The organism is Enterocloster sp., assembly GCF_057861365.1.
Window position 1 is genome coordinate 89717 of the sequence record NZ_DBMACH010000005.1, and the last position, 12671, is coordinate 102387.

Genomic DNA, 12671 nt, shown 5'->3' on the forward strand with positions numbered 1-12671 from the left:
TTTTCTCTTAGTATTTCCAAAAAAATACAGCCAGATCAGGAAGGCGACTTAATACCTTCCTGCCGGCTGTATATTTACTATCCAATTTTCAAATCTGTATCATCAAAGGCATCTGCAATGGGTGCTCCCGGAGATACCATGGGAAATACCTTGTCATCACAGCCGATCTGACAGTCGATCACAACGGGAATATTCAGGCTGATGGCCTCTCTTAAAACCGGCTCCAGCTCCTCCTTCTGGGTCACACGGTACGCCTTTGCGCCCATGGCCTCTGCAATCTTTACAAAGTCCACTGCATCATTGAGCACCGTCTGGGAATAGCGCTTTCCGTAAAAGAGCGTCTGCCACTGACGCACCATTCCCAGCACATGATTATTTAATATCACCTGAATCACAGGGATATTGTAACGGGTGGCAGTAGCGATCTCGTTCATATTCATGCGGAAGCAGCCGTCTCCGGCAATATTGATCACCGTCTTGTCCTTACAGCCCATCTTGGCTCCAATGGCTGCTCCCAGGCCATAGCCCATGGTTCCCAGACCGCCGGAGGTTAAAAGGGATCTGGGATAGCGGTATTCATAATACTGGGCCGCCCACATCTGATGCTGTCCCACCTCAGTGACGATCACAGCGTCTCCCTTTGTCATCTCATTGATGGTCTGTATGATAAACGGCCCTGTAAGCACAGACTTGTCGTAACGCAGAGGATACATATCCTTCATCCGCTCAATATGGGCGATCCATTCGTCATGGTTGATGGGATCCAGCCTGGCATTGAGCTTTCTCAAGATGACCTTGGCGTCTCCGATGATACGGGCATCCACATGGATATTTTTATTGATTTCCGCACGGTCAATATCAATCTGGAGAATTTTGGCATTTTTTGCAAATTTGGAGGCATTTCCCGTCACGCGGTCGCTGAAGCGTGCTCCCACTACGATCAGCAGATCTGCCTCTGTGATACCGAAATTTGAGGTTTTTGTGCCGTGCATGCCTACCATGCCTGTATAAAGCTCATCGGTGCCGTCATAAGCACCCTTTCCCATCAGGCTGTCCGCCACTGGAGCCTGTATTTTTTTGGCAAATGCCCGCAATTCCTCCGATGCATTGGAGATCACAGCTCCGCCTCCTACAAAAATAAAGGGCTTCTGAGCTTTGCGGATCATGGAAATAGCCTGCTCCACATCCTCCTCTAAAATGGAATCGCTCTGACGCACAATAGGCTCCGGAGCCTGAGGCTCATATTCACATACAGCCGCAGTCACATCTTTTGTGATATCGATCAGCACCGGGCCGGGACGGCCGGTCTGGGCTATCGTGAAAGCACGGCGAATCACCTTTGCCAGCTTATTTATATCTTTTACAATGAAATTGTACTTGGTAATGGGCATGGTAACGCCTGTAATATCAATCTCCTGGAAACTGTCCTTTCCCAGCAGGCTGTTAGCTACGTTGCAGGTAATGGCAACTACGGGAACGGAGTCCATATAGGCGGTGGCGATTCCTGTTACCAGATTGGTCGCACCGGGGCCGGAAGTAGCCAGGCACACTCCTACTTTTCCTGTGGCTCTGGCATATCCGTCTGCCGCATGGGAAGCGCCCTGCTCATGAGAGGTAAGAATATGGGTAATCTCATGCTGATGCTGATACAGCGCATCGTATATATTCAGGATGGCTCCGCCCGGATAGCCAAACACCGTGTCCACTCCCTGTTCCTTTAAACATTCAATAACGATTTCTGCCCCCGTCAATTTACTCATAGTCCTGTTACTCCTTCTCAAAGGGATTTTGATTTTATCTTCTTACTGCTTTACCTGAAGAATAGCGCCCTTGTCCGCGGAGGTCACAAGGGAGGCATATCTTGCCAGATACCCCGAGGTCACCTTCGGTTCTCTGGGCTGCCATTTTGCCCTTCTTGCTTCCAGCTCCTCATCGGATACAAGGACATTCAGGGAATGATTGTCAATATCAATGGAAATCCGGTCTCCTTCTTCCACCAGTGCAATAGGGCCGCCCACTGCTGCCTCCGGGGATGCATGGCCGATGGAAGCGCCTCTGGAAGCGCCGGAGAACCGTCCGTCCGTGATCAGAGCTACCGTAGAGCCCAGTCCCATTCCTGCAATAGCGGAGGTAGGATTGAGCATCTCTCTCATACCGGGGCCGCCCTTGGGGCCTTCATAGCGGATCACAACTACATCTCCCGCAACGATCTTTCCTCCCTTGATGGCTGCAATAGCATCCTCCTCACAGTCAAAGACTCTGGCCGGACCTTCATGCTTTAACATCTCAGGCGCAACGGCAGAACGCTTTACCACGGCGGAATCCGGGGCCAGATTGCCCTTTAGGATGGCGATGCCGCCGGTCTGGCTGTAGGGATTTTCTACCGGGCGGATCACCTCTGGATTTAAGTTTGGACAATTCTTTATATTTTCTCCCACGGTCTTTCCCGTTACGGTCATGCAGTCCAGATTTAAAAGTCCCTTCTTGCTGATCTCGTTCATCACCGCATAGATGCCTCCGGACTCGTTTAAGTCCTCCATATAGGTAGGGCCTGCAGGAGCCAGGTGGCAGAGATTCGGGGTTCTGGCGCTGATCTCATTGGCAATATCCACGTTTAAATCCACGCCCGCCTCATGAGCAATGGCCGGAAGATGGAGCATACTGTTGGTGGAGCAGCCCAGGGCCATGTCCATAGTCATAGCATTCATAAAGGCTTCTTTTGTCATAATATCCCTTGGTCGGATATTTCTGCGGTACATCTCCATAACCTGCATGCCGGCGTGCTTTGCCAGCTTAATACGTTCGGAGTAAACAGCCGGGATGGTTCCGTTGCCCTTAAGCCCCATTCCCAGAACCTCTGTTAAGCAGTTCATGCTGTTAGCTGTATACATGCCGGAGCAGGAGCCGCAGGTAGGGCAGGTTTTTCTCTCGTATTCTTTTACGTCTTCCTCGGTAATGGTTCCGGCTGTATAGGCACCCACTGCCTCAAACATACTGGAAAGACTGGTCTTGTGTCCCTTTACGTGGCCTGCCAGCATGGGGCCGCCGCTGACAAATACGGTAGGCACATTGATCCTGGCTGCAGCCATCAGAAGCCCCGGCACATTTTTATCGCAGTTGGGAACCATAACAAGGGCGTCAAACTGGTGGGCCAGCGCCATGCACTCTGTAGAATCTGCAATCAGGTCTCTTGTTACCAGAGAATATTTCATGCCGATATGGCCCATGGCAATGCCGTCGCAGACTGCAATAGCCGGAAACACCACCGGAGTACCTCCTGCCATGGCTACGCCCAGTTTTACAGCCTCCACAATTTTATCCAGATTCATATGGCCCGGCACGATCTCATTATAGGAGCTTACAATACCCACCATGGGCTTTTTCATCTCTTCTTCCGTCATTCCAAGGGCATTAAACAGGGAGCGGTGAGGCGCCTGCTGCATACCGGTCTTTACTGCATCACTTTTCATATGTCCGATCTCCTTTTATGGGGTTATTTCTGTATTTAAGCCTCTGTCCGGCAGATGCGCGCTGCAATCTGATCGCCCATTTCTCTGGTACCCACCTTTTTGCAGCCTTCAGCCATAATATCGCCTGTGCGGTATCCGTCCTCCAGTACCTGGCGGACTGCCTCCTCCACTGCATCAGCCTCCTGATCCAGGTCAAAGGAATACCGCAGCATCATTGCGGCAGAAAGTATCGTCGCAATGGGGTTTGCAAGATCCTTTCCCGCAATATCCGGCGCGGAGCCGTGGCTTGGCTCATAAAGGCCGAAGCGGGTTTCATTTAAGCTGGCGGAGGACAGCATACCGATAGAGCCTGTGATCATGCTGGCTTCGTCGGAAAGAATATCGCCAAACATATTTTCCGTAAGGATCACGTCAAACTGCCCCGGATTCATCACCAGCTGCATGGCGCAGTTGTCCACCAGCATATGGGACAGCTCTACCTCCGGGTAGTCCTTTGCCACTCCCTCCACTACCTTTCTCCAGAGCCTGGAGGAATCCAGCACGTTGGCCTTATCCACGCTGGTAACCTTTTTGCGCCGCTTCATGGCGATATCAAAGGCTTTTACCGCAATACGGCGGATTTCCTTCTCATTGTAGGTAAGGGTATCCACGGCTGTCATAACCCCGTCTACCTCTTCTGTATGACGTGCTCCGAAATACAAGCCTCCCGTGAGTTCCCTCACGATCACCATGTCAAAGCCGTCTCCGATGATTTCTTCCTTTAAGGGACAGGCCTTTGCAAGCTGGCTGTAGAGATAGGCCGGACGGATGTTGGCAAAGAGTCCCAGTCCCTTGCGGATGGCTAACAGCCCTGCCTCAGGACGCTTATCCGGTGCCACATCATACCAGCGGGAATTTCCCACATCTCCTCCCACTGCTCCTAAAAGGACTGCGTCACTCTCTCTGGCAGTCTCCATCGCCTCATCTGTAAGGGGCACTCCATATGCGTCAATGGAACAGCCGCCCATCAGGATCTCTTTATATTGAAAGCAATGACCATATACTTCTCCCACACGATCCATCACCTTTTTGGCTTCTCTTACAATCTCAGGACCAATCCCATCTCCGGGAATCAGAGTTACATTATAATCCATTCCAGCATTCCCCCTTTATTACTATTCACTCAGGTTATATCTTTCCTATCGCTGACAATTTCTTTTTATCATATCTCATAAAGGGGTGTATTTCAACCGTTCTGTCTGAATTTTTGTACTTGCAAATATACAATTTTGGAATTGCCTGTATAATCAAAGGTTATACCGCATTTATCTTCTACCTGAATTCCCGGATCATGCAGTACTGCTTAAGGTCAAAGTTTTTCTGTACAATTCCAAAGATCTTAAAGCCGAAATGCTCGTACATGGGAACATTGGCCGGATTATGTGTTTCAAGAGACACCATCAGGTGATGAGACTGAGCGTATTCGATCACCTCTTCCATGAGAACAGCCGCCAGCCCGTGGTGCTGCATAGTGGGGCGTACTGCCAGATAGATCACATGAAGGCGTTCCTCCTGATGAAGCTGATCGGTCCAGCGGGAATTTAAATAATCCCGCCCTTTTACAAAATTCCACAGTGTCTTTAAACTGGGATCTTCTTTTATCAGATACTCGTCCGTTCTCAGGCCGGCCCAGGCCTCTGCCAGATAAAAGGTCAGAGGATTATAGGGTTCCGATTCATCTGATACGACCAACAGAGCATTCATATCAGGACTTTCCGCAAAAATTTCACAGGTTTCAAAAAATTCCGTGAGATCGCATTCAAACAGCTCCGGAAGCAGCCTATTTCTTGTTTCCTGATCCGGGATCAGCTGGCAGTACAGAGGATCTCCAGAAAAACATTCCACCAAAAGCTCCTGAAGCCTGGGCAGATCCTCTTTTTTTACCCTGTATAATTTATCACTTTCCATATTACGAAAACTGCACCTCCCTGTCAAAAACCTTCAGGCACTCTTCCATCTGTCCGATCAGCTTTTCCACAGAAGCTTCCATATACCGGATATCATCCCGGTAGCACTGTTCCTGGTTTCCTGCTACCTTAAGAAGTCTCTCATATTCATTCTTCAGATCTGCCCCATGGCCTCCAACTGTTTCCTGAGCGTTCTTCAGATCAGTCACAAGTTCAAACAGATTTTCATGGCGTATGATACGTCCTGCTCCCCATTTCAGCCGGTCTGCCGGCTGATTAAGCACATATTCCGTAAAATACCTGAACACCTCACGGTCAAATTGGAAGGCATAACGATTATTGTCAATCCCATATACGGCATCCAGACTGCCCTGAGCATCTCCCTGGCGCAGACAATCCAGTGCCTTGTAAATAGCTTCCAGATTGCTTCCTGCTGCTTCCTGAGGAAACAGCACTTCGTCATGCCAGTTCAAACGCACAAAATAATCCTGTTCCTTTCTGAATATATAAAGCAGGCGGCGGTTAAACTCCCGGCAGCAGCGCTCTAATTTCCGCAGATCGTTCTCTGTTCCTTCCCCCTGTCCATTCTCCCTATCAGCTTCCAAAAGCTCACCATATCTGTGGTTCACAGCCTTTACTCTGTCGTACAAATCTTCTGCCAGTTTCCCTGCCCGGTTCAGCTTTTTTAAAAGTTCTTCCTCACCGGCTCCGGTTCTGCCGCACATATCCGGGTCTACACTGGCTTTTACTGCCTGAAACAATCGTCCAAAGTCCAGCGGAACCACTGCCGCCCGGTCAATGGCAAGTACCAGTCTGCCATAGAGCTCATGGTGGAAACGGAATACGTCCTCCTGATAATACTGTTCATTGTCAAACTGGGAATGGTAATGGGTCTCCATAAACTCTCCCGCACTAAATTCATTTACCATAGACGGGATTCCCGCAATAGCCATGGAAAAATCATCTGACCAGGTCTGGATGGGATATACCACTTCCAGCCCTTCCGGATAAGCAGTCGGTATGTTGTTAATGCGTTTTACAAATTCTTCCATAAACGAAGCATATTCATATGTACACCTCACTCCGTCTTTCGGGCCGTGAGCATGAGCCGGAAGTTCGAAATTTAAGTCTGCAAACACCTTTCCCTGCCATTCCGGCCGGGCTGTGAAGACCTGCTCATAGGCTCCGGCAGACCAGTCATATTTGGAATTCACTACGCCCCACTCCTCCGCAGCCAGCGCGCAGAACACCAGCGTCTTATTCGGCTTATATCCTGTCTTTAAAATAGCCCTTGCAATGCCAAACATCATGGCAACTGCCGCATTATCATCCTGAAAGCCCGTAAAATAGGAATCGTAATGGGCCGATAGCAGGATCATGGAATCCGTCTCACGCCCTGGGATGCTTCCTACAATATTAAAGGTTTCCTGATCTCTGATGACCGAAGAACAGGCGTCAAACAGCACCGTTGTCTCCCCATATGCCCGGTGTCCTTCCGCTGCCGCCAACGCCAGATCTGCTTTGAGCACAGCTGCGTCCGCCTGAGAAATAGAAAAAGCAGCAGCCTCCTTCGGTCCTGCGATATCCTGCGCATTTAAGGCCGTATTATGTATTTCCCCATATCCGTTATCCTGAACTGCGATCAGAGCCGCCGCTCCCTTTAAATGAGCCTGATAGACCGGAAAATTAATCCACCACTCTTCTCTCTGATTGATATCAATGAGGACCAGTTTGCCTGTGACATCTATATTTTCATACTGTTCTGCCGTTCCTCGGCCCAGATATACCATGGAAAACTTCTGAAAGCCTTCTGTATGAAACTCTGTCTGGTATGCTCCCAGCTGAAATTCATGCTCCTTTCCTTCACGGTCTTTATAGCGCAGCACTGCATGGTGGAAATCCCAGCTGTCCACGCAGATCTTATCCTTATGCACATCCGAAAGCCCCAGACGCTTCATTTCCTCAAACAGAATATCCCCGGTCTCAAGCTCTGCTTTGGATCCGGCAGTCCGGTATCCCAGTACAGGATTGGTTTTTGGTTCCTCCATCCTCTTTGCCAGACGGTAGGAATATTCTGTATCGACTGCTTCGATCAACTTCTGTTCCCAATTCTTCCATTTATCCATTTTCTGTTACCTCACTTGCTTCTTGCCTGTTTTGTAAACGCTTTAAGGAAAAAAGGCGCGGCCGGAGTTTCCTCCTGCTGCACCTGATGTTCCATTTTTGTTGACAGCCGCCTCTCTTCTACTGAGCAATTTTGGCTCCGTCCTCTCCTACCAGATAATGATCCGGAGTAATGCAGTTTGTGAGCATATCTCCATTTTCAGAGCAATAATACTCCTTTTCATTCCAGGGAATCCATCCTGTCTGCATATAGCCCTCTGCGTCAAAGAAATACCACTTATGTCCAATTTCCAGCCAGCCTCCAGCAGGATACGTTCCGTCTCCCTGATCATACCACCATCTTCCGTCTTCTGTCTGTTTCCACTCACCGGCTGCTCCTGATCCTCCCTCTACTCCTGCACCATCCGGATTCTCCCGGAAGGCAGCGGCCTGCCCACCATTTACATAGATGGTGTTGGAGGAAACCCACTCGCCCTTAATGGTCGGATCAAACTTATTCACAGCACGGACCTTTACCATGTAAGATTCATTTGGCTTTAACATGCGCTCCCGGCAGTTGATGCTGTTTGTCTCCGTTGTCAGGGAAGCTCCTACAATTTTATCTCCCCTGTATACTCTCACTTCATAACTTCCCGCTGTGCCGATGACAGGCCATGACGCAATCCCTTCCTGAGAAAGCGTTACACCTTCCATATCCTTTAAGGAATTCTGCATGGAAGGAAGGGTAACATCCAAAAGCAGTGTTTCACTGGAATCCTGTCTGGTAGCCTTTTTAAACTCAGCTCCACCCTTCAGGGTAATCTTATCCGTTCCAAGAGATGTAAAATAATAATCGTCATTGGCAGTAAGCATAATCCGGATTTCCGGAACCGTATCCTCCGTCCATCCAAACCCTTCGTTCATTACCTCATAACCGTCTACATTGTAACGGCTGCTGCTGCTTTCAATTTCAATCGTCTCATCGCCATAATCTGTATCTGCCTCAATATCCGCCTTGATTGTCAGTGAAATAGATGTGATCTTTTTACGGCTTGCTCCATAAACAGGAACTGTTATACAGGCTGCCAAAAGTCCTGCAGCCAGTCCAAAGGCCAGCCTCTTTTTTAAATGTATCATATGCAAACCTCCCTGTTCTTGTATATATTAGATGCGATCCTATCACTAGAATATAAATTTTCACATGGAGTGTCAATGAATTTTTCCTTACAATTCCATTTGCCTGTCATTCCTTTTTATCGCGTTCCCACACAAAGAAAGCTCCGCCAGCTGTTCTCCTGACGAAGCTTTCTTCCTATTTCGCGTAATCGGTTACCCTGGATTCACGGATCACATTTACCTTGATCTGTCCCGGATATTCCAGTTCGCTTTCAATGCGCTTGGATACTTCCCTTGCCAGCAATACCATATCGTCATCGCTGATCTGCTCAGGAACAACCATAATACGAACCTCACGGCCTGCCTGAATAGCAAAAGATTTGTCTACTCCCTTAAAGGAGTTTGTGATATCTTCTAACTGTTTCAATCTGTTTGTATATGTCTCCAGCGTCTCACGTCTTGCACCGGGTCTTGCAGCAGAAATCGTATCTGCCGCCTGAACGATACAGGAGATAAGGCTGGTAGGTTCAACATCGCCATGATGGGATTCTACCGCATTCAATACAACTGCAGACTCCTTGTACTTTCTGCACAGGTCTGCTCCCAGCTGTACATGGGTGCCTTCCATATCATGGTCAACGGATTTACCAATGTCATGTAACAATCCAGCACGTTTTGCCAAACGCACATCCACCCCAAGTTCTGATGCTAAAAGCCCCGATAACTGCGCTACTTCGATGGAATGCTTTAAGGCATTCTGTCCATAGCTTGTCCTGAATTTCATCCTTCCAAGCAGCTTTACCAGTTCCGGATGAATTCCGTGGATACCAACTTCGAGACAGGCAGCTTCGCCCTCTTCCCGCATATTGTTTTCCACTTCTCTCCGTGCTTTTTCTACCATTTCCTCGATTCTGGCCGGATGGATCCGTCCGTCCACAATCAAACGCTCCAATGCGATTCTTGCTACTTCCCTGCGGATGGGGTCAAACCCGGATAAAACAACCGCTTCGGGAGTATCGTCGATGATCAATTCCACACCTGTCAGTGTTTCCAGAGTACGGATATTCCGTCCCTCACGGCCGATAATGCGGCCCTTCATCTCATCATTGGGAAGCTGTACCACAGATACTGTAGTTTCAGCCACATGGTCTGCCGCACAGCGCTGGATGGCTGTGACAACCAGATTCCTGGCTTTCTTATCAGCTTCTTCTTTTGCCTTGTTTTCAAGTTCCTTGATCAGTTTAGCTGTGTCATGTTTTACGTCTTCTTCAACAGATTTTAAAAGATAATCTTTTGCCTGTTCGGAGGTCAGACCGGATATCCGTTCCAATTCCTGTATTCCCTGCTCATACTGGGCTTCTACCTCAGCCGTTCTTTTGCCGAGTATATTCTCCCTTCTGATCAGATCTGCCTCCTTCTTTTCCATGGCATCTGCCTTCTTTTCAACGTTTTCTTCCTTGCTCAGCACACGCTTTTCATAACGCTGAAGTTCCGCTCTTCTTTCCTTGGTTTCCTTTTCCAGTTCATTCTTTGTCTTTAAAGATTCTTCCTTGGCTTCCAGGAGAGCTTCTCGCTTCTTTGTCTCTGCGGTCTTTAAGGCTTCGTCAATGATCTCTCTGGACTTTTCTTCCGCGCTTCCTACCTTTAATTCATACTGCTTGCGCTCATAGGAACGACCGGCGGAATGGGCAATAAACCAGGTGATCACAGCCGCGATTGCCGCACCGATCATCAAAGTGACCACTATCTGTAACACAGGAGCACCTCCTTATTTAGTTTTCATTGTACAAAATACAACATATTAATTTTATACTTTTTTGTAAAGAGTGTCAAGTCTTGATTTCCCCGGCTTTTGTGCATCCTGTAAAACATTTTTCCTGAAATTACGGCTTCTTCTACTCCTCTTGCCCACTTTGAACCTCTTGCATCACCCTGCGGATCACGTCATAGGAAAAGCCCCGTCTTCCCAAATACGCCCCCAGGCGATTTTTCTCTTTGAGATCAGAAAGATCTGCAGTTCGAAGGCGTTTTTTCAAAAGATTTCTGGCAGCCGCAAGGTCATCCTGAGCGCTTCCTTCCAGGATCCTGGAAATATCCTGGCGATCCACTCCCTTTTGCTGCAGCTCAAACGCTATCTGGCGGCGGCTTTTTTTCTCCTGATTCATACGGATAAAATTCTCTGTATAGACTCTGTCATCAATCAGACGGTATTCCTTCAGAAATTCCATCACCCTGTTTATAACCTCTTTCGGATATCCGTCACCTGAAAGCTTCGTTTCCATCTGTGCTCCAGTCCTTCCCTGAGCCTGCAGAAGGTAAAGAGCCCGCTCTTTTGCCCTGGGAACCAAAATCTCTTCTAGGATCCGGAGATATACAGTTTCCGGCAGTTCAGAGCCTTCCTGAATATGAAACCGCTCTACCTCCCCTCTGTATAAAGGAAAAGCAAAGTCCTCCTCTTCCAGGAAGACTTTGCACTTTCTCTTATCCACAGGGGTCACCGCTGTGACCCTCATGCTTCTTCATCCGCTGCCGGTTCTGCCGCAGGATCTTCTTTTGCTTCACTTTGAGAGGATGCAGGCCGGACATTCTCTGCCTGCGCTGCCTTTCTGGCCTCTGCCTCAGCCTCCTCTGCTCCCGGAAGCTGATAGCGCACTCTCACCTGTGCCTCGATCTCTGCACAGATCGCAGGATGCTCTGCCAGATACTGCTTGGCATTTTCACGTCCCTGACCGATTTTGGAACCGCCATATGCAAACCATGCACCGCTCTTTTCCACGATATTTTCCTTTACGGCCAAATCCAGGATATCGCCTGTTTTGGAAATCCCCTTTCCAAACATGATATCAAACTCTGCCTCTTTAAAAGGAGGAGCAATCTTATTCTTCACAACCTTTACGCGGACCCGGTTTCCTACAACCTCCCCTCCCTGCTTTAAGGTCTCTATCCTGCGGACGTCCATACGGACAGACGCATAAAACTTCAGAGCGCGTCCACCAGTAGTAACCTCAGGATTTCCAAACATAACGCCGACCTTTTCACGAAGCTGATTGATAAAGATAACCACACAGTTAGACTTGCTGATAATGGCAGTGAGCTTTCGAAGGGCCTGAGACATCAGACGGGCCTGAAGTCCCACATGGGAATCCCCCATCTCTCCGTCAATCTCTGCCTTTGGAACGAGAGCTGCAACAGAGTCCACGATCACGATATCCACAGCACCGGAACGAACCATGGTCTCTGTGATCTCCAGAGCCTGCTCTCCGTTATCCGGCTGAGAAATATAAAGATTATCAATATCTACGCCAATATTCCGGGCATAAACCGGATCCAATGCATGCTCCGCGTCAATAAAGCCCGCAATACCGCCCCGTTTCTGTACTTCTGCCACCATATGGAGCGCAACCGTGGTCTTACCGGAAGACTCCGGACCGTATACCTCGATAATCCTTCCCTTGGGGACACCGCCCAATCCCAGTGCAATATCCAGACTGATCGAACCTGTGGGAACCGTTTCTATATTCATATTCACACCGGATTCCCCCAGCTTCATCACAGAACCCTTGCCATAGGCTTTTTCAATCTGTGTGAGGGCCGCATCCAGGGCCTTTAACTTTTCTTCCTGATTCATATCTCTGTTTACGCTCATCTTTTCTTCCTTGCCCATATTTTCCTCCTAATGAAATCTCTCTTTCCGTCTGAAACCGGAGACGACGCTTCGTTCCGAACAAATGTTCTTTTAATATAATCATAGTATAGAACCATCCAAATGTCAACGGATTTTTAGGGTGTATTATTACGTTCTGGTGCAGAATACCGGGGAGAGTGATCTGATTCTGCACGGCAGAATGTACGGCTGCGTGCTGTATGGTAAATCCGGGCGAAGAACCCTGACACGGATGGTTTCTCCATCCAAAGACTGGAAAAGCTGTGAAATGACGCTGCAGCACAGGACAGATGGCCTGTGCTGCAGGTTCAGAATAGCATAGATTTCCTGTTTTTGCAAGGGTCTTCCCGACCGGAAGTTTTCCTTTCATCT

The 12671-nt window shown here is 48.6% G+C and carries 10 protein-coding genes; all 10 read right to left on the reverse strand.

Annotated features, from left to right (window positions below):
- Window positions 1–77: 77 nt before the first annotated feature.
- The 10 genes from ilvB to ACZM6M_RS07145 all read right to left on the reverse strand — a co-directional run bounded on the left by ilvB (window position 78) and on the right by ACZM6M_RS07145 (window position 12669).
- Window positions 78–1760 carry a biosynthetic-type acetolactate synthase large subunit gene (gene ilvB, locus ACZM6M_RS07100; RefSeq protein WP_066544572.1) on the reverse strand — a complete coding sequence of 561 codons (1683 nt, stop codon included), beginning with the start codon at window positions 1758–1760 and terminating at the stop codon, window positions 78–80.
- 42 nt (window positions 1761–1802) lie between these two features.
- Complete coding sequence (gene ilvD, locus ACZM6M_RS07105) at window positions 1803–3470, reverse strand: dihydroxy-acid dehydratase (protein ID WP_418926215.1); 1668 nt, start codon at window positions 3468–3470, stop codon at window positions 1803–1805.
- A gap of 35 nt (window positions 3471–3505) precedes the next feature.
- The gene (gene leuB, locus ACZM6M_RS07110; protein ID WP_337434322.1) at window positions 3506–4603 is read right to left on the reverse strand and encodes a 3-isopropylmalate dehydrogenase; all 1098 of its coding nucleotides are present in this window, start codon (window positions 4601–4603) and stop codon (window positions 3506–3508) included.
- A gap of 178 nt (window positions 4604–4781) precedes the next feature.
- Window positions 4782–5417, reverse strand: a complete 636-nt coding sequence (locus ACZM6M_RS07115; RefSeq protein ID WP_489490026.1) for a GNAT family N-acetyltransferase — start codon at window positions 5415–5417, stop codon at window positions 4782–4784.
- A 1-nt stretch (window position 5418) separates the two neighbouring features.
- Window positions 5419–7542 carry a M28 family peptidase gene (locus ACZM6M_RS07120; protein ID WP_337434323.1) on the reverse strand — a complete coding sequence of 708 codons (2124 nt, stop codon included), beginning with the start codon at window positions 7540–7542 and terminating at the stop codon, window positions 5419–5421.
- Window positions 7543–7660: 118 nt separating this feature from the next.
- On the reverse strand, window positions 7661–8656 hold the full coding sequence (locus ACZM6M_RS07125; RefSeq protein ID WP_066544581.1) for a hypothetical protein: 996 nt from the start codon (window positions 8654–8656) through the stop codon (window positions 7661–7663).
- Between the two features lie 175 nt (window positions 8657–8831).
- On the reverse strand, window positions 8832–10391 hold the full coding sequence (rny, locus tag ACZM6M_RS07130) for a ribonuclease Y (RefSeq protein ID WP_066544583.1): 1560 nt from the start codon (window positions 10389–10391) through the stop codon (window positions 8832–8834).
- A gap of 139 nt (window positions 10392–10530) precedes the next feature.
- Window positions 10531–11148 (reverse strand): regulatory protein RecX, encoded by a 618-nt coding sequence (locus tag ACZM6M_RS07135; RefSeq protein WP_337434324.1) that lies wholly within the window; start codon window positions 11146–11148, stop codon window positions 10531–10533.
- The gene (gene recA, locus ACZM6M_RS07140) at window positions 11145–12299 is read right to left on the reverse strand and encodes a recombinase RecA (protein WP_066544588.1); all 1155 of its coding nucleotides are present in this window, start codon (window positions 12297–12299) and stop codon (window positions 11145–11147) included. The genes ACZM6M_RS07135 and recA overlap by 4 nt, the downstream gene beginning before the upstream one ends.
- Entirely contained in the window at window positions 12211–12669 is a 459-nt protein-coding gene (locus ACZM6M_RS07145; RefSeq protein WP_296036193.1) for a hypothetical protein, read from the reverse strand. Before ACZM6M_RS07145 ends, recA begins: the two co-directional genes overlap by 89 nt.
- Between the last annotated feature and the right edge of the window lie 2 nt (window positions 12670–12671).